Annotated in this window: 23 protein-coding genes and 2 pseudogenes; 9 read left to right on the top strand and 16 right to left on the bottom strand. The window is 31.6% G+C overall.

What is annotated here, in order from left to right; genetic code table 11:
• Positions 1–260 precede the first annotated feature (260 nt).
• Complete coding sequence (locus QI155_RS08780) at positions 261–443, top strand: alpha-isopropylmalate synthase regulatory domain-containing protein (RefSeq protein ID WP_068861149.1); 183 nt, start codon at positions 261–263, stop codon at positions 441–443.
• Here the strand turns inward: QI155_RS08780 and QI155_RS08775 are convergent.
• From QI155_RS08775 to QI155_RS08755, 5 genes and pseudogenes are all read right to left on the bottom strand, one after another.
• A complete protein-coding gene (locus QI155_RS08775) occupies positions 432–3,458 on the bottom strand; it encodes a DEAD/DEAH box helicase family protein (RefSeq protein ID WP_281321450.1) in 3,027 nt (1,008 codons plus the stop codon). The two genes, QI155_RS08780 and QI155_RS08775, sit on opposite strands and share 12 nt — an antisense overlap.
• Positions 3,455–3,808 (bottom strand): annotated as a pseudogene (locus tag QI155_RS08770) (DUF86 domain-containing protein). The gene QI155_RS08775 and the pseudogene QI155_RS08770 overlap by 4 nt, the downstream one beginning before the upstream one ends.
• Complete coding sequence (locus QI155_RS08765; protein WP_281321449.1) at positions 3,805–4,101, bottom strand: nucleotidyltransferase family protein; 297 nt, start codon at positions 4,099–4,101, stop codon at positions 3,805–3,807. The pseudogene QI155_RS08770 and the gene QI155_RS08765 overlap by 4 nt, the downstream one beginning before the upstream one ends.
• A 1-nt stretch (position 4,102) precedes the next feature.
• Positions 4,103–7,123 (bottom strand): site-specific DNA-methyltransferase, encoded by a 3,021-nt coding sequence (locus QI155_RS08760; RefSeq protein WP_281321448.1) that lies wholly within the window; start codon positions 7,121–7,123, stop codon positions 4,103–4,105.
• A gap of 119 nt (positions 7,124–7,242) precedes the next feature.
• Complete coding sequence (locus QI155_RS08755) at positions 7,243–7,983, bottom strand: ATP-binding protein (protein ID WP_068861403.1); 741 nt, start codon at positions 7,981–7,983, stop codon at positions 7,243–7,245.
• Here QI155_RS08755 and nfi point away from each other — a divergent pair.
• Complete coding sequence (gene nfi, locus QI155_RS08750) at positions 7,972–8,664, top strand: deoxyribonuclease V (protein WP_281321447.1); 693 nt, start codon at positions 7,972–7,974, stop codon at positions 8,662–8,664. The genes QI155_RS08755 and nfi overlap by 12 nt on opposite strands.
• 73 nt (positions 8,665–8,737) lie before the next feature.
• On the opposite strand, the gene QI155_RS08745 is transcribed toward nfi, so the two are convergent.
• On the bottom strand, positions 8,738–9,400 hold the full coding sequence (locus QI155_RS08745) for a cation transporter (protein WP_281321446.1): 663 nt from the start codon (positions 9,398–9,400) through the stop codon (positions 8,738–8,740).
• A gap of 221 nt (positions 9,401–9,621) precedes the next feature.
• Here QI155_RS08745 and QI155_RS08740 point away from each other — a divergent pair, with 221 nt between their 5' ends.
• Positions 9,622–9,945 (top strand): hypothetical protein, encoded by a 324-nt coding sequence (locus QI155_RS08740; RefSeq protein ID WP_281321445.1) that lies wholly within the window; start codon positions 9,622–9,624, stop codon positions 9,943–9,945.
• A 55-nt stretch (positions 9,946–10,000) separates the two neighbouring features.
• On the opposite strand, the gene QI155_RS08735 is transcribed toward QI155_RS08740, so the two are convergent.
• Together QI155_RS08735 and QI155_RS08730 are read right to left on the bottom strand one after the other, a co-directional pair.
• A complete protein-coding gene (locus QI155_RS08735) occupies positions 10,001–11,746 on the bottom strand; it encodes a VC_2705 family sodium/solute symporter (protein WP_281321444.1) in 1,746 nt (581 codons plus the stop codon).
• Positions 11,743–12,012: a sodium/substrate symporter small subunit gene (locus tag QI155_RS08730; RefSeq protein ID WP_068861399.1), complete on the bottom strand. Its 270-nt coding sequence runs from the start codon at positions 12,010–12,012 to the stop codon at positions 11,743–11,745. Before QI155_RS08730 ends, QI155_RS08735 begins: the two co-directional genes overlap by 4 nt.
• 473 nt (positions 12,013–12,485) lie before the next feature.
• On the opposite strand from QI155_RS08730, the gene QI155_RS08725 reads away from it, so the two are divergent.
• Together QI155_RS08725 and QI155_RS08720 are read left to right on the top strand one after the other, a co-directional pair.
• The gene (locus QI155_RS08725; RefSeq protein ID WP_281321443.1) at positions 12,486–13,403 is read left to right on the top strand and encodes a methyltransferase domain-containing protein; all 918 of its coding nucleotides are present in this window, start codon (positions 12,486–12,488) and stop codon (positions 13,401–13,403) included.
• A gap of 6 nt (positions 13,404–13,409) precedes the next feature.
• Positions 13,410–15,455 carry a molybdopterin-dependent oxidoreductase gene (locus QI155_RS08720; RefSeq protein ID WP_281321442.1) on the top strand — a complete coding sequence of 682 codons (2,046 nt, stop codon included), beginning with the start codon at positions 13,410–13,412 and terminating at the stop codon, positions 15,453–15,455.
• Here the strand turns inward: QI155_RS08720 and QI155_RS08715 are convergent.
• From QI155_RS08715 to QI155_RS08680, 8 genes and pseudogenes are all read right to left on the bottom strand, one after another.
• A pseudogene (locus QI155_RS08715) lies at positions 15,452–15,850 on the bottom strand (CbiX/SirB N-terminal domain-containing protein); the annotation flags it as partial. The gene QI155_RS08720 and the pseudogene QI155_RS08715 overlap by 4 nt on opposite strands.
• 32 nt (positions 15,851–15,882) lie before the next feature.
• On the bottom strand, positions 15,883–16,509 hold the full coding sequence (locus tag QI155_RS08710) for a hypothetical protein (RefSeq protein WP_143600825.1): 627 nt from the start codon (positions 16,507–16,509) through the stop codon (positions 15,883–15,885).
• A gap of 29 nt (positions 16,510–16,538) precedes the next feature.
• Positions 16,539–17,246, bottom strand: a complete 708-nt coding sequence (gene rph / locus QI155_RS08705) for a ribonuclease PH (protein WP_068861394.1) — start codon at positions 17,244–17,246, stop codon at positions 16,539–16,541.
• A 14-nt stretch (positions 17,247–17,260) separates the two neighbouring features.
• Positions 17,261–18,055, bottom strand: a complete 795-nt coding sequence (gene murI, locus QI155_RS08700) for a glutamate racemase (protein ID WP_068861393.1) — start codon at positions 18,053–18,055, stop codon at positions 17,261–17,263.
• A complete protein-coding gene (locus tag QI155_RS08695; protein WP_281321441.1) occupies positions 18,056–18,580 on the bottom strand; it encodes a hypothetical protein in 525 nt (174 codons plus the stop codon).
• Positions 18,555–19,490 carry an N-acetylmuramoyl-L-alanine amidase gene (locus tag QI155_RS08690; RefSeq protein ID WP_281321440.1) on the bottom strand — a complete coding sequence of 312 codons (936 nt, stop codon included), beginning with the start codon at positions 19,488–19,490 and terminating at the stop codon, positions 18,555–18,557. Before QI155_RS08690 ends, QI155_RS08695 begins: the two co-directional genes overlap by 26 nt.
• Entirely contained in the window at positions 19,487–20,254 is a 768-nt protein-coding gene (locus tag QI155_RS08685) for a sulfite exporter TauE/SafE family protein (protein ID WP_083200196.1), read from the bottom strand. The genes QI155_RS08690 and QI155_RS08685 overlap by 4 nt, the downstream gene beginning before the upstream one ends.
• 40 nt (positions 20,255–20,294) lie before the next feature.
• Positions 20,295–20,642, bottom strand: coding sequence for an alanine-zipper protein (locus QI155_RS08680; RefSeq protein ID WP_068860281.1), 348 nt, complete (start codon positions 20,640–20,642; stop codon positions 20,295–20,297).
• Between the two features lie 81 nt (positions 20,643–20,723).
• Here QI155_RS08680 and QI155_RS08675 point away from each other — a divergent pair, with 81 nt between their 5' ends.
• From QI155_RS08675 to der, 4 genes are read left to right on the top strand one after another with little or no spacing between them, the layout of a single operon-like run.
• Entirely contained in the window at positions 20,724–21,275 is a 552-nt protein-coding gene (locus tag QI155_RS08675) for a DUF4390 domain-containing protein (protein ID WP_068860284.1), read from the top strand.
• Positions 21,272–23,269, top strand: coding sequence for a HAMP domain-containing histidine kinase (locus QI155_RS08670; RefSeq protein ID WP_068860286.1), 1,998 nt, complete (start codon positions 21,272–21,274; stop codon positions 23,267–23,269). The genes QI155_RS08675 and QI155_RS08670 overlap by 4 nt, the downstream gene beginning before the upstream one ends.
• Entirely contained in the window at positions 23,266–24,639 is a 1,374-nt protein-coding gene (locus tag QI155_RS08665) for a sigma-54 dependent transcriptional regulator (protein ID WP_068860288.1), read from the top strand. The genes QI155_RS08670 and QI155_RS08665 overlap by 4 nt, the downstream gene beginning before the upstream one ends.
• A gap of 14 nt (positions 24,640–24,653) precedes the next feature.
• Positions 24,654–26,000, top strand: a complete 1,347-nt coding sequence (gene der, locus QI155_RS08660; RefSeq protein WP_068860290.1) for a ribosome biogenesis GTPase Der — start codon at positions 24,654–24,656, stop codon at positions 25,998–26,000.
• Positions 26,001–26,008: the final 8 nt, after the last annotated feature.

The raw sequence follows: 26,008 nt of genomic DNA, 5'->3' as shown, positions 1-26,008 counted from the left end.
AATAAAAGAAGCTTTAGGGAGCATAACGCTTACAGAGTTTACATTGGATGGCAAGGAATACTATTTAAAGAACAAGATGGATAAAGTAGCAAAAGCTTTATTTAAAGCATTGAAAGTATCTGAACCAACCCATTTAACAGCCAAAGAAGAATTCGGAATCTAAAAGATAAAGAAAATCAAAGAGTTACCCTTTGTGTTGTACAAAAATTTACATTTTTAAAAAATAAAATTCAATTTTTTCAATAACTTACAAAATTAAATTGATAAACTCAGGAAAAGCAATCACAGGTGGAACAGATGCTTTAGGTGAGGTAACAATAATCCTTGAAGAGGCAGGGCATACTGTTCGTGGACACGGTTCTGACACAGACATAATAGTAGCCTCTGCCAAGGCATACATAAATGCATTGAATAAGTTAGCTTTAAAAAATTTAAAGGGCTAATTTTTTAAATAATTTTTTACACCATTCTCTATCTTCAAAGAAGAGGATATTTCTGTTTGCATACTCTTCTTGATAGATGATTTTATCTCGAGAAGTTCCTTTTACTAAGTCTTCATATTTTGTCTGGGAGATAATAAGTGCATTTAAGGATATGTCTTGATCAAGCTTCCTTCCTATTTCTTCTATACCTTCATTGATGAATTCAACTTTTTCATACTCAAGTCCCTTTGTATGGTGAAGTCCTTTTGGGTCAATGAATACCAACCATGTTTTGTTATATCCTTTAATCCACATTATAAAATCTGGATAAAAGCCTGCCCAGTCAAGTTGAAAACCAAATCCAGATTTTGCTTCATTTCGTAAAAGAACAATATCATATCCTTTTAAAATGTGAGGATTATTTTTTAAATACTCCTTTAATCCTTTCACAAACTTTTCTTCGCTTTCAACAAGACCTGGAGGTGAAATTTTATCAATTTTTTCGTTCTTCAAAAGAATCGGTATATAAATAGAATTGTCAATGATGACCCTTCGCAAGATTTTCTCTTCTTCCTTGATTAATTCATCAAGTTTTTTAGAGAGTTCCCTTATCTTATTAATCAAGTTTCTCTTATTTTTATCAATATAAACAGTGTAATACTCAATTTTATCAGAGACAAAAAGAGAAAGTTGTTTCCCAACTTCTACATACTTTATATTATCTGTTTCAAACTTACCTTTATGTCTTTTATAGAATTTATCAATATATCCCTTAAGTAGCAAAATTGTTATTTCTTCAATTTTTTCTAAATCCATATTACTTTTTACTCTTAAAGACTCAACAAGAGCCTTTACTTTACACTGTGCTAAAACTTCCTTTAAGATTTCAACATTAAAAAATAAATTCCAATACCCTCTCAAGAGTTTAAATTCAAGCATTTCATTTAATATTCTTTGCCAGTTAAGCAATTCTATATCAACAATCTCGTATATAGTTTTTTCTTCTATCTCAGTTGTTACCTTGATTTCTTCTATTTGTCTTTCCTCTTTTTTTCTCTCTCCTAAATATCCGGAGAGCCTCGGTGTGAGGTCCAAAATGAAATTTACTGTGTTATCACGCCTTAACATAACAATTTCTTTTTCTTCAAATTTTTTAGATTCATCTTTTTTCAAGTAAGGTAAACTCTGCCATTTCTCTTTTTGCATAACTTTTACAGGTATTTTTATTTCTTCAAACTCAACTTCTTCCTTTTCTATTGCAGAAAGGAACTTGTTTAAATAATCTGCTTTTATTCCGTAGATATTTAAGGTTTCAAGCGGTTTAATCTCTTTATTATCAGACCTTTTAAGTGACATATCTTTTCCCTTTAATCTTACACCTCTTCCAAAAAGCTGAATAATCTGAGGTCCCTGTCCTGTTCCAATGTTCAAAAGTCCCATAGAAGAAACTCGCCATGTATCCCAACCTTCTATGAATTTTTTTGAACCTATAAGGATATTTATGTTGGAATTTTCTTTTCTTATATCCTCAAAAAGGGATGAAGAAATAACATCTTGTTTGACCTCAATACCTTTTTGTGTAAGTAATTTTTTGAACTCTGAGAAATTGCCGATGTTTATAACTCCGAAATACGGATTTTCACCAACCTTTAAACCAAATTCACCCTCAGCGTTTTTTATCTCGTATACTTCTAAAGAGCCTCTGCCATTGAAAATATCTTTGTAGAAAGCATCTAAATCAATTCCTTGCCTAAGTGTGTTAAACTTGTTACTGAACAAGTCATTGCCTTTACTATCCTTAAAATTGCCAGCAAGTATGCCATTAATTTTCTCATTCAGCCAATTCGCATTAAGAGCCCTATTAACAAAATCAACTATCTGTAAAACATCTGATTCTTCTTGTTTTCCTGTGACGGTTGTTCCCACGAATATCCAGAGTGGTTTTTCTATGTTGTATTGCTTAGCAAGAGAAGCTTTTTCTTTATATAAAAGCATCTGCTGGTAGAAATCAAGAAGGTTGGCAATAAACATTGTTTCTTGAAAAACCCCATCTGAAATATTTGATTCCTTTACATTTAAAACCCAGAAATCTTTGCCGTAGCCATCAAGGTAAAAATATTTATATGAGTAATCAAATAGAATTGCTTTAGAGTATTCTTTCAGGATATCTTCATTTTGTTTACTTAAAATCTGACCAAAAGTGGCACTATATTCAAAGACAAAACCTTTTTCTGCAAGTTTATCTCTTAATTTTGCCCATTTTTGCTCTTCGGATTTTTTACCTTTATGTCCTTCATCTACAAAAACAAGATTTTTTCCTTCAAAAGTATCAACTGGAAGAGTAACCCCTCCACCTTTCTTCTCCTCTACAAACTTTGTCATTTCAATGACAAGAACTTCTCTTTCGTTTTTTAACCCACCATTTAAGCTTCCAGAATAAATTCTTGCTGGTATTCCACTTTTTTGCAATTCTTCAAAATGCTGTTTTGAAAGCCCTTCGTTTGGAGTGATAAAGAGGATGTTGTCGGGCTCAAAAAGTTTGTATTTGAAGAATTGATAATAATTTATATGAGCAATAAGTGTTTTCCCTGAACCTGTTGCCATCCAGAAAGCAATTTTTTTAAGGTCATCTTCTGTAAACCCACCTATTAACTCTTTTACTTCTTCATCTTCATAACTTTTTAAAAACTCGTTAAGTTCATATAAAAATTCCAGTTTTCTATTTTTGAGATTATCAAGGAAGACTTCAGTAAAAAGCACAGCAAGATACTGAAAGTATTTTAAAGATACAGGTTCGCGCTTGTAATTTATTTTCCTCAAATAGGATTGGATGTTTGAGTCATAATTAAGAAGGGTATCTTCGGATATTTGAATATTCTTGAGGGATGAACGCAAAACATTTACAAAATGAGTTATTCCATCGCTGTCAGTCCCTGAAGGAGCATCTTTTAACTTCTCCTGTAGGTCCTTGAAATCATTTACTCCAAAAAGAGCAAGCAAGTATTTATTAAGAATAAGGTATTTTTCTATGCTCATTTTTCTTTCTCGAGGTCTTCAAACACTCTCCTTATTTTTTCTTTTAATTCAGGAAGTTTTGATTTTATCGTTTCCCAGACAATATCATATTTTATACCAAAGTAGAAATGGATAATTTTATCTCTAAAGCCCACCATTGTTTTCCATGGTATGTCAGGATATTTTTTTCTTATCATCTGCGGAATATGTCAAGTAGCTTCTCCAATTACTTCAAATTTTCTGATAACTGCGCTCGAAACAAGATCATTATCTTTAAACTGCTCAAAATTCATATCTTGAACAAACCTTTCAATTGCCTCAATTGCTTCCAGTATATCTTTCAGATAAAGTTTTATGTCTCTACCAGTCATAGATAAACTGCCTCTTTTAAAATCCTTTCTTTGATTTCTTCTCTTATTGTGTCATAAGGGACTACATCAACTCTTTTGATGCCAAGTTTTTTTTCAAGAAAAATGGCAAGACCAACAAGTTCAAAAAGTGTTGCTCCTTCATAAAATTTAACCAGAACATCAAGGTCACTTCCCCTTTTTTGCTCACTCCGAACATAAGAGCCGAATATGCCGATTATTTCTGCCCTATATTGGTTTCGTATTTTTTCTTTAAAAGAATTCAATATCTCTTTTATCTCATTGATGTTTTTCATCTTAACTCTCCATCAATCTTTTAAAGTCTGGCTCGATTGCTCTTATTTCAGCATGAAAATCTCCAAAATCTGGAGTTAACACACTTTGCCCGTTTACATAAACAACCTGTGGCTTCCAATCCTTGAGTTCCTCCCTTATAAAATCCCTATCCTCTCTAAACTTTTCTTCATCCCAACTGTCTGAATATTCTCTCCATACTATAGCGTAATCCTTGCTTTGCTTTTCTCCTAAGATAAAGAGATAAAGTTTGCCATTCTTTTCTCTTTTCTTTATCTTTTTGACTTTGATTCCAAGTAGATAATTGAATGTCTCAGGAATATCAACAACCATCTCCTGTGGTTCTCCCACTTCAGAGAGATTAACTTTTAGTTTGTATGAGAAGGGATTTTTAAGGTGTCCAATGTTTAAAAGATATGGACTTTCCCTTGTCTCAAAATCAAGGAAGTATTTGAGAAGATACTCGTCTTTGAAAAGTTCCAGTGCTTTCTGGTTTTCTTTCAGTTCAATATTATCTAAAGTATCTTCATATTGTTCAATGATTTGGTATTTGAAGAAGCCACCTGCTGTCTTTTCATTGTATTTCTCTTTAACATCCTTTTCTTTTGATATTCCAGATTTATCATAAGCCAAAACCTTTTTCATTCTTGGTAAAACTACTGTCCAGAAATGCTCTCCCATCTCAACCCCAATCCATTTTCTTTTAAGTTTATGTGCCACTGCTGTTGTTGTGCCAGAACCGAGAAAGAAATCCATAACTAAATCGCCTTCGTTTGATGTGGATTCAATAACACGTTTTAGAAGGATTTCGGAGTTTTCGGTTTTAAATCCCCACCTCTGGGAATAACCGGGTATGTCAAGCCAATCATTAACTAAAAAATCTGTTTCCCTAATAGGAATCCAATATTTAACAGATTTACCTTCTAATTTTACAAAATCTCTAATACCTGTTCTTAAAGAATATTCTTCCAAAGTTTCACCAGTTGATTTAGCTATCTCCAAGTATTTTCTATAATTCTCGATAGCTTCAAGCCCTCTTTCCTTCCCCCATTTCCAATAATAATTTTTGGGAGGTAACAATCCAAACAATTCATATCTCATTGTAGGTCTTTCCCCACTTGGTTTCATGTCATAGAAATTGCTCCAGTAACCTCCTTTCTTTTCTACTGCTATCTTGAAACCAGTATAACGAGTATTTGGATGTGATGAATACCATAAAAGGTTATCATACATAACGCCAATTGATTTAACTCCCTCAAATTGTTCAAACATTGATGATTTTGGTGCTCCCCTTCTTACCACAATCTCATTCCTAAAATTCTCTTTTCCAAAAATATCATCTAAAAGACATCTTACAATCCAGTTACCATTGTAATCACATCGAACAAAAATGCTTCCCCTTCCATTCAACAACTCTCTTGCTAATCTCAATCTATTTTCCAGCATACTTAACCAAGTTGAATCCTTATACTTTACATTGTAAAGATAATCAGCATCTTGTTCTTTGTTAAAAGGGGGGTCAATGTAAATTGTTTGGACTTTCTCTTTATACTTTTCTAAAATCGTATTCAGCGCCTGCCAGTTTTCGCTTTTGATAAGCAAGCCGTCTAAAAGGTTATCCAGATCCGCATTCTCGGTAAGTTTCTCAAGAAGTCTTTCTTTGAATTCTTGGTTAAAATACTTGGTATCAATTGGGAGTTTTTTTGTTTTAAGTTCATTCAATGTCTTAGGTATTTCAAACCCTAACTCTTCCCATTCCTTTATTTGCTCATTGTTCTTTAAGATTTCTTCATAAAAGTAATTAAGAGATTCTTCGCTTTGCTCAGAACAACAAGCAGAATAAATTCGGTCAGTTGTTATCACATACTCTGTTTTTAAGACAAACTTCTTTTTCTCCCATAATCTCTTCTGAAAATCTTCAATTTGAGATAAAAACTCAATTATTGCTTCTCCAATTTCTTTTACTGTTTTTGCTCTTGTTATATGTTTATCAAGATATTTTTCCTGTGAAAGAGTTTCTACATCTAAAACTTCGGATTTGATGAAATAATCCAACTGCTCAGTTAGGAACCTCTTAAGGTTTTTATGGATGAAGTAATCCTTTGTGTTTTTTGCACTAAATCTGTTTAAATGATATAAAAGATTTGGCTTTTCATTTTTTATTTCGTTAACAAGATACTTAATGAGTTCCAGATGCTTCCCCACTTCAAGATGGGTTTTTATAAACTCAAAACTCTTTTGATTAATCTTTTCCTGCTTCGAAGTGTTACTTCCACCTTCTATTTGATAATCTTTAACTTCCTTTTCAGTTAATTCTCTATACTGAAATCTTATAATTATTTCTCCGTCTTTTACTTCAATCGGATTTTCATCATCTAAAACAAAAAACCTTTCCTTTGTAGCCTTGTTTGAGGATAATTCTTCTTTTGCCTCTATGATTCTGAAAATAACCTTACAATTTCCTGCTTTAAAAGTGTAGTCTCTAAAAAGCAAACCTGTCTTGGTGTAATACTGCTCAGAATTTGCCCAGTAGAGTTTTACTTCTTCTCCATTATAAGGAATAGCATATTTATGCCCCTTGATAGAATATCTATATTGCGGAACAAAATCTCCCTCTTCATAATAGCGAGAGAAAAAACTATAAAGGTCATTAAAAACCTGAAGTTTTATTTCATCAATTTTTTCTGCCTCTTCTTTTTGGGCTTTAATTGTCAGAAATTCCTTGCCGAGAGGGGTATTTTTAAATTCATTCTTTAATTCACCACTTGTTGTTATAGCATCTTTTCCAAGAGTCTCGATAATTTTATTTTTAATATCCTCAAATTTTTCATCAATGTTAGCTTTTTTTTCATCTTTATGTTTTTTGAAAGCCTCTTCTATCTTTTTTGGTAGTGTATTTTCAATAAAATCTTTAATTTGTTGTCTTTTATAATTCAATACACGATAAATTCCAAAATCTAAATCAGAGGCTTCAAACTGGAAAATCCCTTTAAGTAAATTATGAAATTTTTGAATAGCCTCCATTATCCTGCCTCACTTTTTTGTTTTATTTTGTTTAAACATCAATATTATAAAATAGAATAAGATGTTATTAATACATTTTAATTTTTTGCCTTTTATCAATTGCAATTTAAAGGCTTATCTCAAAATTCAATCTGAAGGCTCAATACAAACTGGTAGGCTGAACGTCCTGTTGTTCCATGAATTAAAGCCCACTGATGGGCTTTTTTAATTAATTCTTCCTCTGGCATTTTTATTCCGTCTTTGCTTGCATAGTGCTTTACTATTTCAAAGTATTGTTCTTCTGAGAATCTGTAAAATCCTATTCTCAAACCAAATCTTTCAAGCAGGGATGCTCGCTCCTGAATACTATCTTCAGGAAAAAGCTCATTTTCACTCTGTGACACCGCAGGCATAAGATTTCTTCTATTTGAAGTAGCATAAATTAATGAGTTTTCTGGAATTTCTTCAATTCCTCCATCCATAACAATTTTTAGGTCTCTAAATTCCTGTTCATTTTCATTAAAGGAAAGGTCATCAATAAAGAGGATAAATCTGTACTCGGGACTTTCATGGAGCATGTCATAGAGAAAGGGTATTGTGATTATGTCATTTTTTAAAACCTGAATCATTCTTAACGGTGTTTCTTTGAAATAATTTAAAAGACTCCTTATCAAAGTGGTTTTACCTGTTCCTCTTTCACCCCAAAGAAGAACATTATTTACACGCCTGCCCTCTATAAAAGCCTTTGTATTTGTAATAAGTAACTGCTTTTGCTTTTCTATTCCGTAAAGTTCATCTATATTCTGCTTTGGAAGTCTTATAACAGGCTTTAAATTTCTTTCCTTACCATTCCATATAAATGCCTGATATTGAGCAAACATAATGTTATTATAAAATATTCTGTGGATATCTGGGCTAAAAACATAAGTGAAGCAAGGAAAATCCAGAAAATTCTAAGGAGTAAAGTAACAATCAAGCCTCTTTCCTTTAAGCCTGAATATATCTGTGGAGTTGATGCCTCTTTTTCAGAAAGCAATATTTTTGCCTGTGCTTCTTTATTTAAATTACCTGAACTGATTCATATTGAAGATAGTATTGTCAAAATGAAGTTAGAATTTCCCTATATTCCCAATTTTTTAAGCTTCAGAGAAGGTAAAGCTTTTATGGAAGCAATAAAAAACCTTAAGATAAAGCCTCAAATTATTCTTTTTGATGGTCAGGGAATTGCCCATCCGCTGTATTTTGGAATTGCATCCCACATCGGTGTCTTACTTGATATTCCCTCCATTGGATGTGCTAAATCAAGATTGGTTGGTGAATATGAAGAACCTAAAAAAGAAAAAGGAAGTTACAGTTATCTTTATTATAGAGGGAAAATTGTTGGAGCAGTTTTAAGAACTAAAACCGGAGTAAAACCTATCTTTGTATCCCCAGGTCATTTAATAGATATTGAATCCTCAATTGAAGTAGTTCTAAAGGTAACTAAACAATACCGAATTCCAGAACCTTTAAGAAAAGCTCATCAAAGAACAACCATAGAAAGATATAAAATTGCTGATTGAGACAAGGCTGTCTTTTGCTCAAACTTTCTTTCAGAACTTTAATCCCGATGTATGTCTAAAAAACTAAAGGTGATTAAATAATACAATTGCAACTACATTTACATTTCAAATTCCTTGATTTTTCAAAGGATTCGCGACCTTCTTTGAATGAAAACCAAGCTATGCCAATTGCTCCAATTGAATCTATCCCACCGAATCCTGTAAGTTCATAACCAAGACTTGACAAAAGTAAAATTATTGACAGTTGCATGCAGACTTTTGTGCAAGCTGCATCAGCAAGGATTGCACTTGAATTAAGCATGCGACCTACTTTAGTTTTGTAACTAATTAATATCCACATAGTTAAAATTGATATAACAGAAATGATTATACCCCATAAGGTTGTTTCAGGTTTATGCCCTGTATAAATATTAACAATAGATGTAACTACAAGACCTCCAGCAAGAATATAAAAAGCAGTTCCTGTAACTTTAAGTGCCTGCCTTTCAAATGTGTCAGGTTCTTCATTACCATTTTGTCTCAATCTTCTTATCATATACCATATGCCTATACCTGACATTACTTCAACAAAAGAATCCAGACCAAAACCCAGAAGGGCAATTGTCTCATCGTCAATTCCAAAATATACAGAAACCATGCCTTCAAGAAAATTATAAAAGATAGTAATCAGTGCAAGGGCTGATGCACGGTTATATAATTTTTCCTTATTAAGAATTATGGGAGATGTAACATTCATTTTTTAATTATTTTATCATTATTTTCTTTCTTTATCTTACATTTCTCTCAGTTGCATCTCAGAATTAAATTGCATAAAATTGCAAAATATGGATTAAAAGGAATTTTGTGGAGTTTATATTTTTGTCTCCCTATCGGCAATTTCAGAAATTTATAAATATGTCAGCTTTAAATATTCATGTATGATATAATAAAACAATTGTTATGAGTTGCGAAGGATTAATGGATACTTTAATATATTATGCCAATACTTTTATTGGATCTGAAAAAAAAAGAATGCACGAGGATGAATTTGGCTGTCACCTATTTGTTTTGACAAGGAAAGGTATAAGTAGAAATATTAGATGTTTTGATGAAAAAAAAGGTATAATTGGCAGATTTTTAGGGAATAAAAAAGTTTTTTGTTATGATGAATACAATGGAACTAAAATCGCAATAACTCTTATTTATAGATTTAGCAGTCTAAGAATGGTGACATTGACAACTTTCAAAAAAGGAGTTGATATTAAATGGCCTCCTACAAAGGAAAATCCATCTAAAAAATAAACACTGGGAAAGTTAAAGCGTTCTTTAATTTTCCCAGTGTAGCTAAGAAAGAATCTCAATCTGGTAATCTCATGGATTCTACAAATTTATCTACCTCAGGACCTTCAGGTTTAGTCAACAATGATACTAAAATTGCAGCAATTGCATTACCAAAAAAGCCGAAAATTCCCCATCCAATTGTACCAATTTTGTCTCCAAATAACTCTATCGGAGGAAGTTTTGCTATACCTACTAATATTATATATGGCAATGCTATTAGTAGTCCTGTTATCATTCCAGCAATCATACCATACCTATTAAGTCTCTTCCAGAATATACTTAAAATTATTATCGGCGTAAAAGTAGATGCAGCAAACACAAATGCCCAACCAACAAGTAAAACAACATAAACACCAAATCCAGGGTCTTTAAGGGCAAAATAAGCCATTACAGCACCTATAAAACCAATAATTACTAACAATAGTCTAACAATTAAAATTTCACGATGTTCTGTTGCCTGTGGATTAATGAATCTCTTGTAAACATCTCTTGTTATTGCAGTTGACATGGCAAGTAATAATCCATCAGCTGTGCTAAGAGCTGCTGCTAATCCTCCAACTGCTACCAAAGGAGCAATTACCCAAAGCATTCCAAACATATCAGGCATTCCAACAACTACTATGTCACCATGAAAGACAAGCTCTGCTGGTTGCAATATACCATCAGCATTTTTATCAGAGAGTTTTATAAGTCCCGTTGGTAACCATTTCTGAATCCAGTCTGTACTCATTACCTCAGCAAAAGGCTTTCCCCACAAAGCACTGAAACTGTGTCGAGCTATTGCTGCATATACAGAGGCTGTTATATATAAAAGACCAATAAATGTAAGTGCCCATCCAACGCTTACTCTCGCAGCATGAACTGTTTTAACAGTATAAAATCTTACAAGAATATGAGGAAGTCCCATTGTTCCAAGCATTAATACAAGTGCAAAAAATATCCAGTTTATTGGTCCTTGCCCACCTCCAATAGATCTAACAAATGGCTCAGTAATTAAAGGTAGATTAAATGCCATCTCACGCATTTCTATTTCCTGTATCAAATTACCATACTGGAGCTGAGGAAATGGAAGTAGTCCCAAAAAATAGGCAGCTATGAAAACAGGTGTGCAATACATTGTAATCATGACAAAATATTGTAAGAATTGGACCCAAGTAATACTTCTCCATCCACTTGTCCATGCATAAGCAAGAGCACCAAAAACTCCAATAAAAACCGCAACAGTTGCAGGTAACCCAAGAAATCTTGAAAAAACAACTCCAACACCTACAAGCTGAGCTGTAAGATATGTTAGTGACATGACAAATATCATTATAACAGCCGTGGTTCTTACAGGTCCCCATCCACCAGCTCTTTTTTCAAGTAACTCAGGGACAGTATAAGTCTTGGATTTTCTAACAAATGGAGCAATTGTAAAAGCCATTAATGTATAGCCAAGTGTCCATCCTATTACAAAAGGTAATGCATCATAACCCATAAGAGCAATTGCTCCTGCCATAGATAGATAACTAGCAGCACTCATCCAGTCTGCAGCTGTAGCAGCACCATTAACTACAGCAGGTATTTCTCTACCAGCAACATAGAAATGGGCTACAGACGTAGATCTTAATGTAACTGCTAATACAAGATAAATAAATATTGAACCAATAACTATAATCAGACTGCCCAAAAATTCTCCGCCTATTATGGTAATAATTACAGAACATAGTATCCAGCATATAGTAGCTATTATTGTTGCATTGATGGGTGATGAAAGGTTCATAACAGTTCCTCCTCTGAAACCTTTTTCTTTAATTCTTTGTCAAGTTTGTTCATAATAGCAGAATAGACGAATATTAATATCACACCAATAACTATTACAATAAAGGCATTCATATACCAATGCATAGATGGTAAACCAAATATTCTAACTCCTTTCAATAAAGGGGAAGTTACAGGTAATATCACTGCAATAATAATCCATGCAATTAAAAAAATCACAGTCAGCACTTTTACCCTTCGCCAATAAAAAGCTTTTAAATCTTCCATAAAAGCCTCCTAAATAATTTAAAATTGCTGCTTTTGTTTAATAAATAAGAATAAGTGATTGCATATAGAGAGAGTGGAAAAATTTAGAAGAGAGTTTATTGTCAAATTCATACTAAAATACTTATCAATTTTTATACCCAAAAAAAGAAATTCAAAGAAATAAATTGAAGATATTAAAATTTCAAATTTTTATTGAAAATTATTTGTTACGATAAGTAACAATAGTTGGAAAAAAAGTAACATATTCTTTAGTTAAGTCTGCTTTATTTTCGTTTATGCAGTCATTCCGAGGGGTTATATACCCCGAGGAATCTCTCATTAAAGAATCTATCTGGTGAAAAAGTAGGAGATTCCTCAGTCGCTTACGCTCCTTCGGAATGACAAAATCAGTGTTTTTCTATCGGCAAATTCAGGGGAATTAGTTAATTGCTAAAAATGGTGAAGATAATTTATATTTAACAGTGAGGGATTTTTTGTTAGAAATCTTAATATGTCCATCATGCTTGCCTGAGGAAAATTATTTAGAATTAAAGCATTATATTCATGAATACAATGATATTGTCTCTGGTAATCTAATATGCAATAAATGTGGTACAAAATACAGAATTGAAAATGGAATAGCAATACTTACTCCTAACCCTAATTGGACTCCAAGCAAAGATAATAAATATGAGAATCCAAAGGTGATATCTTCATATCTTTGGAGTCATTACGGTGACTGGCTTAATGATACAGAGTGGGTGCCTGCATACCCTAAATGGGCATCTTTAATTAATTCAGTAAATGGAATTTCCCTTGATATAGGAAGTGCTGTTGGAAGAACAGTTTTTGAGTTAGCAAATAAAAGTAATTTTTCGATAGGGATTGACCTTTCACTCTCTTTTGTCAAGACAGCACGAGAATTGATGAAAAACAGGGAATTAAATTTTGAGTTAATTGAAGAAGGATATATTACAAAGCCAGCTAAAATAAAACTTCCCGATGGTTATCAAAGAGAAAATATTGATTTTATTGTTGCCGATGCATTGGCTCTTCCCTTTAAAAGAGAAGTTTTTAAATGTGTGATTTCTTTAAATGTTATAGATAAAGTTTCTTTACCGTTTAAGCATATTGAGGAGATGAATAGAGTCTCTTCTTTTAAGGATGCTCAGCTCCTTATTTCAGATCCTTTTTCATGGAGTGAAGAAGTAGCAAAAATTGAGGATTGGCTTGGAGGAAAAAGAGAGGGTGATTACAGTGGATACGGAATTGAAAATATTGTTGAAATTTTAAAAAATCAAATTTATCCATCATGGATTATAGCTGACACAGGAGAGGTTTTCTGGAAAATACGAAATCATAGAAACCATTTTGAATTTATCAGAAGTTTATATGTAAAAGCATCAAGGTAGGGAAATATGAAAAAAATAACAAATTGTAGACTTTGTTCAGCCTGCTGTCCTGTGGAAGTTAATATTGAACAAGGAGAAATTACCGGAGCAAAAAGAATTACTCCCTTTGAAAAAACAATATCCTGTCTCAAGCTTGTAAATGTAAGAAAAATAATTTATTCAAAGCAAAGACTTCAAAAACCTCTTTTAAGAGAAAAATTAAATGAGGATTTTAAAGAGGTTTCTTGGCAGGAAGTCTTATCTTTTATAGCTTACAAAATGAATAAAATAAAGGAAGAATATGGTGCTTCATCAGTGGCTCTTTTAAGAGGCATGGCAGCTGATTGGGGAACATCGTGGGATTATGCAGTAAGGCTCATGAGTGCTTTTGGTTCACCAAATGCAGTTGGAAATGGTTCAGTCTGCTTTGTAGCCAGAGAGATGGCACATAACTATACCTATGGTGCTATTACCATTCCACAGGTTAAGGATTCTAAATGCATAATTATTTGGGGAAAAAATGACCGAAATACACTACCTCAAATGGCAGAGGCAATAATTTTCGCTAAGGAAAGAGGATCTAAATTGATAGTCGTAGATCCAGTAAAAACCTTTTTTACTGAAATGGCTGACATATGGATAAGAATAAAACCTGCCCATGATGGTTTACTTGCAATGGCTATTATAAATGAAATAATTAAAAAGAGACTTTATGATAGAGATTTCGTTGATAATTATTGTATTGGCTTTGAAGCCTTAAGAGATATTGCTTCCTTCTATGATGCTGAAAAAGTAGCTGAGCAAATTTGGGTAGATGCAGATTTAATTAAAGAAACAGCAAAGATATATGCAACAACAAAGCCAGCCTGTATAATTGATGGAAATGGTGTTGACATGCAACTAAATATTTTTGATGCAACAAGGGCTATCTGCATATTAAGAGCCATTACTGGCAATATTGATATCCCTGGAGGAGATTTTATTCCTCAACCTATACCAATTCGCAATATTCAACTCAAAGAAAAAATATCAGATATTAAGTCAGTTATGTATAAATATCCTCTTTTTGAAAAATTTCATCCTACATGGGGACTTCATGGACAGTCTACTTTAATAGATGCCATAATTGATGAAGACCCTTATCCAGTTAAGATGTTGCTTGTTCAATCTGCTAATCCGGCAGTTACCATGATGGATTCCCAGAGAGTAAAAAAGGCATTACAAAAACTTGAATGTCTTGTAATGATTGATATGTTTTTAAATAAAACAAGTAATTATGCTCATGTTATCTTACCTGCATCAAGCTGTTTTGAAAAAACCCAGATTAACAGAGCATATATAAGAAACTGTTTTATAATGTTACAACAGAAGGTTATTGAGCCAATTGGTGAAAGTAAACCTGATATTGAAATAATCTTTGAACTTGCAAAGGCATTGGGACTAAAGGAATACTTTCCCTGGGATACAGTTGAGGATGCCCTTGACTTTCAGCTTGAACCAACAGGATTAAAGGTAGAAGATTTAAAAAATAATCCTCAAGGAATCTGGTATGAAAAACCAAGGTTCAAAAAATTTGAACAGGAGGGATTTAAAACACCATCAAAAAAAGTAGAAATATATTCTGAAAGACTTTATGAATCTGGATTTGACCCTGTTCCCTTTATGAGAGGAATTCACGGGCAAACAATCAGTTTTGAGAAAGAGGGATACGATTTTATAGGAATAAGTGGAGAGAGAGTAAGTTGTTTTACCCATACTCAATTCAGGCATGTTGATGAATTAAGAAACATTGAAAGAGAACCCTTTGTAGATATCAATTTGCAGGATGCTCAAAAACTTTTTTTAAAGGAGCAAGATTTAGTTGAGATCACAACACCAAGGGGTAAAGTGACTATGAAAATTAAAATTTCTGATGTTGTTCCAGAAGGAATAGTAAGAATAGCATGGGGATGGGGAGAAGTTGATGATAAATGGAATCTTAATAACCTTACTGATGATTTAGAAAGGAATCCCGTAACATGTACTCCTTCAGGAAGAAGTTTTTATTGTAAGATAAAAAAATTAAAATTTTAATTAGCCTTATTTTTGGGATCGTCTTGTTTTATTTCATCAATTCTTTCTTTTATAATTTCCAGTAATTTTTCATGGAGACCTAATGGTTTTGTGCAAATTATTTCAATGTAAGGATAATTTTTCCTAAATTTTTTAATTATTTCAGGAATATCGTAGCTAACATGGGATCCTGAAAAAAGAAAAAGAGGATGGATTATAATTGTTTTAGCATTTTCTTTTATACATTCTATAATAGATTCCTCAATTGAAGGACTTCCAAACTTAATATAAGCATATTTTATATCCTCTGGTTGTTTTTTAAGAGTTATTGCAAGAGCTTTTGTTAAATCAGCAAGTTTATTGGCATCTTCTTTTGGACTTCCATGTCCTACTATAATTATTTTTTCCAATTTTTTCTCCTTTTTAAAAAATTTTTTTTATAAACAAATCAGGCAGATTTTTTAAGCCTAAAGGACTTAAAAATATCAACTATTGAAAGATTTATTTCTTCACTTTTTCTTATTTCTTCTATATTAAATTCTGGTTCTCCACATATATCTACTCCGATTATTTTATTTTTAGACTGAATCTTTGATAAAAATTCAAAAAGTTGATCTGGTGAAAGATTTCCCTGTGTCCAATTCGTTTTTAAATATTTCCTATCAATAATATCCTTATCTATGCTTATATATACTGGAATCATTATCTCGGGTATATTATCAATATTTGAAGAGTTAATGTAAAAAATTTGTTTAAGATTATTTAGAAGCCCTGCATTATAAATCCAAGAGTCACATCTTATGAAATTATCCTTAGAATATCTCATATCAAGATGGTTGTCAATAACTAAAAGCACAAAGGGTTCATTTATTAATTTTAGAAAAATAAAAGAAAAATAATGATAATCGCCTTTACCTATGAAACTTATTAAAGATTTATTAATCGGAATTTTTTTTTCCATAAACTTTAATTTATCTAATTGACACATCAATTTTTTCTCTTTGAGAAAACGAAGGTCTATTTCCATTGTTGCTCTTTTTCTTAATTTTCTTTGATAAAAATATGTATCATCCAAATGCAGTATTAAGACATGATACATACTCACTAAATACTGTTTATAACTCTTATTATTTCTCTTATTCCTTTTTCTGCTAAAGCAATAAGCTGAAGTAAACTTTCCCTAGAAAAAGGCATTATTTCAGCTGTTCCCTGTATTTCTATGAATTTACCAGATCCTGTCATTACTACATTCATATCAACCTCTGCCTGAGAGTCTTCATGATAGCAGAGGTCAAGACGGGGTTCACCAGTTACTATTCCAACGCTTATTGCTGCGATGTTGTCTTTAATTGGATATTCAGTAATCATTCCAGCATTCATTGCTTTTTTTATAGCTTCCTTTAAAGCTAAATATCCACCTGTTATTGAAGCTGTCCTTGTGCCTCCATCAGCTTCTATTACATCGCAATCAATCCATATTGTTTTTTCCCCAAGTTTTTCAAGGTCAACAACTGCTCTTAATGATCTTCCAATAAGTCTCTGAATTTCGTGAGTTCTTCCTCCAACTCTTCCAGCAGTTGACTCCCTAAGCATTCTTACAGGCGTTGAACGTGGTAGCATTCCATATTCAGCAGTGATCCAGCCCTTTTTCTGATCCTTTAAAAAGGGTGGAACTTTGTTTTCTATTGATGCGGTACATATTACTCTGGTGTTTCCAAGTTCAATTAAAACTGAGCCATCTGCATTTTTTATAAAATTTCTTTCAATCTTTACAGGTCTAATTTCATCATTTTTTCTTCCATCAGGTCTCATCTCTATTTTGCCTCCTAAAGAGATACTTTAAAAATATTGTTAAGTTCATAATCTAAAAATATTTCACCAATTTTTTTAAATCTTTCTGGTGAATCAGTTACATAAAAGATTTTATAATGTCCATCAGATTTTTCATTAAGAAGTCCTTTCTGAGCAAGTAATGTTTTAACTTCTTGTGCTATTTCCTGTGCAGAATCAACAAGAGTTATTCCTTCCATATATTTCTGAATAGTTTTTTTTAATAATGGATAATGAGTACAACCAAGAATTAAGGTATCAATTCCGCTATTTTTTATATCTTTAAGATACCTTTCAACTACTAATTCAGCAATAGCTCCCTCTAAAATACCATCTTCAACCAGAGGTACAAATAATGGACAGGCTTTTGAAATAACCTCTATGTTAGGGTTTAATGATTTGATTTTTTTTGTATAGGATTCACTTTGAACAGTTGCTTCTGTCCCAATTATGCCGATTTTTTCATTTTTTGTAACTTTTAGTGCTGCTCTAACACCTGGTTCAATAACTCCAATAACTGGAATCGGCAATCTTTCCCTTAAAACATCAAGGCTTACAGATGAAGAGGTATTGCAGGCTACAACAAGCATTTTTATTTGTTTTTTAAATAGAAAGTCTGCGCATTCAATAGAATATTTAATAACTGTCTCAGCTGAACGAATTCCATAGGGAACTCGAGCAGTATCTCCTAAATAAACTATATTTTCTGTAGGGATTAATTTTGATATTTCCTTAAGAACTGTAAGACCTCCAACTCCAGAATCGAAAATTCCTATGGGATTTTCTCTCATCTATTTTGCCTCCATAGATTCTTTTAAAGATTCAATTGGTATGTGACCAGAGAGAGTTTCTTTTTCTTCATTCGATATTAATATTTTAACATCTGTTATCCAATTAAAGTTAGTTTTTATTGTTGAATATAAACCTTTAATAAGATAAAATTCATTTTTAGCATCCCTTGATGTTGCAAAATTGCTTGATAAATTTAAATAAATTTTGTTTTCTTTATCACGAAATATAGAATGAATTTTTGTCTCATTCATTGGCTGAGGAAGTTCATTGAAAAAAAATTCTAAAACTTTTTCCAATTTTTTTAATTCACCATTTTCTTTTTTTACATAAATTTCTTTAGTAATCAATGAATTATTTAAGGGCAATATTAATTTAAATATTTCAGTTGTCTGCTCTTCTTGATTAGTTATTTTTTCTCCATCTTTTTTGAAAAAGAAAAAGTATCCCAGTACAGTTGAAGCTAATATTACAACAAAAATTAAAATAAAGATTATTTTTTTATTTATTTTTTGTAAATTTTTCATTAGCTTTTCCTATTTCAAATAAACTTTGAGATAGAACATCAACAATTTTATTTAAGTATTTTTTTTCATTAAGTAAAGTTTTTTGGGGAATTTCAATTAATAAAGCAGGTGAATTTATTTTATTAATTAAATATATGGGTATTTCTTCAATAACTACAGGTTCTGAGAAATTTTTTAGAATTTTTTCCTTAAGATTTGATATTAATTTTTTGGTTATCTGAGTCTTTTCATTTGGAAAATGATACAGTCTGAATAAATTTTCCTGAGAGATATGAATACTTAAAAAAATAGAAGGATTTTGATTATTAGCTATTTCGATTCTTTTTTTTAGGGAAACTTCTTCATCGCTAACACGAGTTAATATATTTTTTATCCCGTTCTGAGCTAATTTTAAAGAGATTTCCTTTGAAAGGTACAATACAATATCTTTTTCACTAACATTATTATTGATCAATCCTTTATCTCTTCCACCATGTCCGGGATCAATTAGAACTGAGAATTTACCATTTAACATCTCATTTACATAAGCATCAATTACTAATCTCGGAGGAGAATTCAATTTATAAACTTTTATGTCACTTAGAGAAGGAATTTCAAAAATGAAACTTTTATCAAATTTTTTTATACCTATTCCATGTAATTTTTCATTATCAGATAAAACTTTATCTTTGTATTCAATTTGGAAATCTTCAGATGAGGAGACTTTAATTTTATTATCTTTTAAAATATTCACACTGGTTGACTGTAAAATCTCTGTATTATTAAAAACAAAAACTAATCTGTAAAATTCTTCATGTTTGCCAATTTTAAGTTTAATTTTTGGGAGCTCTTCTTGGGCAAAAGCAGTGCTTATTTGAAATATATATATACATATACAAATAATAAAAAAAACAGACTTTTTATAGATCATTTTACAGGTTTTGGCGTTCTTAAAAATCTTATTCCAGTCCATATTATAATTAAAGCAAATATTACCCTTAAATAAGACTCTGGTAAGGCATGGGCAATATTAGAACCGATGTAGGTTCCACCAATAATTCCAGTAATCAAGCCAGGAAGAAGTGTTTTGATAACATTACCAAGTTTTAAATGAGTATAAGCACCAACTGCACCAGCAGGGACCATGCATAACAGTGATGTTCCTTGGGCTATATGTTGACCATAATTCAAAATAATAACTAAAGCAGGAACCATTACAGTTCCACCACCTATTCCCATCATGCCTGCAAGAAAACCAGCAAAAATACCTATTACAAGAAGTGTAAAAATTTTTGCAATACCCGCAATTTCAAAATGATACAAATTAGCAAGATAAGGTTTTGTAAGAAGAATTAAAGCTGCAAAGATTAAAAAACCTCCGAATGCTCTTTTAAGTTTCCATTCTGGTAAACTGTGGGCAAATCGAGCACCTGCTCTGGCAGTAAAAATTGCTGTTACAGCTAAAATTAAAGAAGCAAGAACATCAACAGAACCTTTCATTCCGTAAGTAATTGCACCTGTGATTCCTGTAAATACCAAAGCAAAAAGGCTTGTTCCGTGAGCTTTGTGTTGGGTAATTTTAAGAACAGCTACCATAAGGGGAATCATGACTACTCCACCTCCGAGTCCAACAAGCCCACCAAAACAACCCGCAGTAAGTCCTATCCATAGAGAATGAATAAACTGATTCTTCACAATCAAAAAATTTAATATTTATTAATTTAAAAAGTCAAACTTATTTCTTTTGTTGTAATTCAAAGGCTTTTTTTGCAGTTTCTGCTGCTGCCTGTGCCTTCTGAGCCGCGTTATCAGCACGAAGTGAAGCTGCCTTTGACTCTTTTACTGCATCTTCTGACTTTTTTAATGCTTCCTTTGCTGTCAAATTAACAGAATCTACCTTTGAATCAACATTTTTTATATCTGTTCGAAGAGAGGAGATATCATTATTCATTTTTTCAAGTTGTTTTTCAATTCTTTCAAGTCTTTGATTGATAGGATCGGTCTGCTCTTTAACATATTCCTTTGTTGCACATCCAGTTAATAAAATCAAACAGGAACTAATTAGGATAAATAATTTCTTCATTTTTACACCTCCAAATTTTTAATTAGTTTTATCACAGACATCAAGAAAAAGTAAAGTAAAAAGTAATATAATAAATTCATTATGAGATTTCCAGTTAAAATATTTTTACCTCTGCTACTAATTTTTATAAACTTCAGCAATGCCTTTGCAATTGAAGATATGGAAATAAGCATTAACAGAATGCAAAACTCAATCGAAGTAACAACGCATATTATTCCTTCAAAAGAATTTATTGATGATTTTAAGGAAGGTCTCAGCAAAAATCTTTTCATCTTAATTGAATTTTACAGAAAATGGTCTATTATACCCGATGAATTTATATCTGGCGTTCAAATTCAGAGAATTTTTATATCTGATCCAATTAAAGAGGAGTTTATTGTAAAGAGTATAGAAGGACAAATTTTAAGAGAGAAAAAATTTAAAAATTGGCAGGATGCTTTAGAATGGGGTTTGAAAATTAATCCTGTAAAAGTTGTAGAAATAAGCAATTTACAAAAAGGTAAATATTATGTAAAGGTTACTGTGGAGTCAAACATAAAACAACTTCCATCAGTTCTTGAACATATTTTATTTTTTATACCAAAGTATGAGAAAAAAATAATTAAAGAATCAGAAAGTTTTAGACTGCCATGAATAATAAAGTAAAAAAATATTTTTTCCCTGTTTTCCTCACATTTTTACTTCTCGTTGTTTTAGGTTTTGAGGTATACCTTTTAAGACTTTCACCTGAACAGATTCCCACACGATTCATTATTGTATCTCTTTTTGTAATAAATATAATTGCCATAGTAACGCTTGCTTTTTTTGTAATAAGAAGTGTTGTTAGACTTTATATTGAAAAACACAGAGAAGTACCAGGTTATAGATTTAGAATAAAGATAGTTACTATTTTTGTTGGTTTAGTAATGATTCCTTCTATTCTATTATTTGTCGCCTTCAGCGGAGTTCTTGAAAGTTCTATTGAAAAAATATTTTCTAAGTATAATAGAAAAGTAATTTCCAATGCTGTGGATGCTGTAAAGTTCTTTTATGATTTTGAAAAAGAAAAACTTTTGAGTATCCTTGAAGATTACGCAGAGGGAAGAATAAAAAATCTTCCAACAGGCATAACAATTCAAAGATTAAATAGTCCATTAAATAATATGCCTGAAGTTTTTAAAGAAGCCTTTGAAGGGAAAAAATCAACTCAAATTTTATCTTCCTCTGAAGGAGATCAGGTTTTAGCAGCAATTCCATATAAAGGTGCCATCATGGTTGCAAAAATGAATATTCCTTTGCACATTACGAAAAAAGTAGAGGAACTTAAATCATATAATGAGGAATATTTGAAAGTTGGCTCACTAAGAAAGCCTGTAAAATCCAATTATTTAATGTTTCTTAGTTTTTTAAGCCTGATAATAATATTTCTGGCATTATGGGCATCTTTAAAGATTTCTCAAGAAATTACAAACCCTCTAAAAGAGCTTGTTCAAGCCACTCAAAGGGTCTCGCAGGGAGACCTTAAAGTAAAGATTCAAACTAAAAGTTCAGATGAAATAGGTATTCTCGTTAATTCTTTTAATGATATGATAGAAAAACTTGATAGAGCTTATGTTGATTTATCAGAAAGAAATCTATTACTTGAAAGAATTCTTTCAAACATTACATCGGGTGTAATATTTGTTAATCCAGAAGGTTATATATTAACTATTAACAAAGCAGGTGAGGAAATTCTTCAGATTTCTAAGGAGCAAGCTAAAAATATGCATTATTCAAAACTTTTGGGACATATTGAATCTGAAGATTTAAAAAGTTTTATTAAAGAACTTTCTGGAGAAAGAATAACAGAAATAATAAAGGATATTGAGATAACAATAAAGGGTGTGAAAAAGAAAATCAAGGCAAGAATTATATCTTTACGGGAAGATGAATTTGACAGGGCTACTGGAATTCTTGTAGTTTTTGATGATATTACAGAAATAGTAAAGGCTCAACAGGCAATTGCATGGGAAGAGGTTGCAAGAAGGCTTGCCCATGAGATAAAAAATCCTCTTACTCCAATAAAACTTGCCACAGAAAGACTGATAAAAAAATGGAAAAATAGAGATGAAGATTTCGGTAAAGTTTTTGAAAAATCAACTCAGACAATAATCTCAGAGGTAAATTCTCTTAAAAATTTAATTGATACTTTTCAGAAATTTGGAAAGCTTCCTGAAATAAAAAAGGAACCAGTAAATCCTCTGAATCTTATAGAAGAAGTTACAGAACTTTATAGGGGATACAAAGATGTTAAGATAAATATCATATCCAATGAACCAGTTAAACCTGTTCCGCTTGATTACCAAGAGTTTAAAAGAGTTTTAATCAACATAATTGATAATGCCATAAAAGCAATGAATGCTAAGGGTGAAATAACAATATCTGTTAAACTAAATAATAAACTTATTATCGAAATTGCTGATACAGGAGAAGGAATTGATGATGAAACAAAGGAAAAGTTATTCTTACCATATTTTTCAAGGAATAAAGAAGGTACAGGACTTGGACTTGCAATTGCAAGAAAAATTGTAACTGAACATGGAGGAAAGATCACTGTTGAAGATAATTATCCAAAGGGATCTATATTTAGAATAGAGGTGCCTACTTGAAGGGAAAAATTTTAATAGTTGATGATGAAAAAGGAATTCTTGATACCCTTGCGGATATTCTTGAAGATGAGGGATACGATGTTTTTTTAACAGATGATGCAGAGACTGCTTTAGAGATACTCGAAAAAGAGGAAATAGATTTAATTTTTCTCGATGTATGGCTTCCAAAAATGAGCGGAATTGAGGCAATAAAGAAGATAAAAGAAAAAGATTCAGATATTCCTATTATTATGATTTCAGGACATGGCAATGTAGAGATAGCTGTGGAGGCTATAAAACTTGGTGCCTATGATTTTCTTGAAAAACCTCTATCAATGGAAAGAGTTATATTAACTACTGAAAGGGCATTACAATTTAAAAATCTTGAAAGAGAAAACATAAAGCTTCGTAGCAGTGTAGATAAAAAATATGAACTTGTAGGTACTTCATCGGCAATGAAAAAAATAAAAAGTCAGATTGAACTTATTGCTAAAGGAGATTCAAGAGTTTTAATAATAGGTGAAAGCGGAACAGGTAAAGAACTTGTTGCAAGAGCAATTCATTCACTAAGTAATCGCTCAAGGGCTCCCTTTGTAGAGGTAAATTGTGCTGCAATCCCTCAGGAATTAATTGAAAGTGAACTATTCGGACATGAAAAGGGAGCCTTTACAGGTGCTATAGAAAGAAAAATCGGTAAATTTGAGCTTGCCAACGGAGGAACTCTTTTTCTTGATGAAATTGGTGATATGTCATTACTTACACAGGCAAAATTACTAAGAGTAATTGAAACGCAAAAGTTTCAAAGAGTTGGAGGCACCAGAGATATAACTGTTAATGTAAGAATTATCTCTGCAACCAATAAAGATCTTTTAGAAGAGATTAAAAAGGGGAATTTCCGAGAGGACCTTTATTACAGGCTCAATGTAGTTCCTATTTATATTCCTCCTTTAAGGGAAAGAAAGGAAGATATCCCCGAGCTTATTAGATATTTTATTGATGAATTTAGCAAAGAAAAGGGATGGAAAGTAAAAACCATAGATGATCAAGCAATTAAGATACTTCAGAATTATGACTGGCCTGGTAATATTCGTGAATTAAGAAATGCTGTAGAAAGACTTATGATTATGACTGTTAATGAAGTAATAACTTTGTCTGATATTGAGAGTACTGGAATTATAGGACAAAGTACAAAGGATGAGAGTTATTTTAAATATAAAACTTTAAAAGAAGCAAAAGATGCCTTTGAAAGGGATTTTTTAATACGAAAACTTAAAGAAAATAACTGGAACATGACAAAGACAGCTGAAATTATCGGAATTGAAAGAAGTAATCTATACAAAAAAATAAAATCCCTTGGCATATCTTTACCTAAAGAATTTTCAGAAACTTAAAAAGGAGAAAAAAAATGTTTACAGTAGTTATTGTTGGTAGACCCAATGTGGGTAAATCAACGCTTTTTAATAGATTAATTAAATCTAATCAAAAAATTAAAGCTATTACAGATAAACTCCCAGGTGTAACAAGAGATATAAATTATGGATTAGCAAAATGGGATGATAGAGAATTTAGCGTTGTTGATACAGGCGGATTTTTCCCTGATGAAAAGGCAGAGGATATTATTCAAAAACAGATGCTTGAACAGGTTAATATGGCAATATCAGATGCAGACCTTATCATTCATCTTCTTGATGGAAAGGAGGGATTACTTCCCTTTGACATAGAGATAGCAAGAAGACTTAGAAATACTGGAAAGGATATTATATGGGTAATTAATAAAATAGATAACCCTTCAAAGCTTAACATAATATTCGATTTTTACCCCATAGGAACAGATGAATTTGTACCTGTCTCTGCAATTACAGGATATGGAATAGAAGAACTAATTGATAAAATTTTAGAAAAAATTCCAAAACACTATGAAGTCAAACTTGAAACAGAAAAATTGCCTAAAATTGCCATTGTTGGCAGACCTAATGTGGGTAAATCAACAATTATCAATGCTTTACTTGGTAAAAAAAGAATGATTGTAAGCCCTATTCCCGGAACAACAAGAGATGCTGTTGATGCTATATGTACTTACTATGGAAAAAAATATTTATTCATCGATACAGCAGGAATAAAAAGGCTTTCTTACTATAAAAATGAAAGAACACAAATAGCCTATGTTGAAAAACTTTCATATTTTAAGGCTTTAAGAAGCATAGAAAGAGCAGATATTGCAATCCTTGTAATTGATGCAACAGAGGGTATTGTTAATCAGGATCAAAAAATTGCAGGAATAGTGGCAGAACAAAAAAAGGGATTGATTTTATTAATAAATAAGTGGGATTTAATACCTAATGAAGAGAAAGACAATAGGGTAAAATTTTTTAAGAATGAAATAAAGCGTAAGTTATGGTTTGTAGATTATGTTCCCTATTTAACTGTTTCTGGAGAGGATAAGACAAGACTTACAAAAATATTTCCTCTTATTGATCAAATATTAGAAGAATATCACAAAAGAGTATCCACCTCAGAGTTAAATAAGCTTTTTAGCCAGAAATTAAAGGATGCAGTTCTTTCTTCTCATGGAAAAGAATTAAGATTTTATTATATTACACAGGTCGGTATCAAACCTCCTACTTTTGTGACCTTTGTAAATGATGAATCCGCAGTTAAACAACATCATATAAAATTTCTCGAGAATTTATTAAGAGAAACTTTTGATTTTAAATACACTCCCTTGGAAATAAAAATAAAACAAAGAAAGTAAATTTTTAT

Source organism: Thermodesulfovibrio sp. 1176 (genome assembly GCF_029946585.1).
Classification (GTDB): domain Bacteria; phylum Nitrospirota; class Thermodesulfovibrionia; order Thermodesulfovibrionales; family Thermodesulfovibrionaceae; genus Thermodesulfovibrio.
The sequence above is the reverse complement of the archived record's forward strand: the minus strand, read 5'-3'. Positions and strand labels throughout refer to the sequence as shown.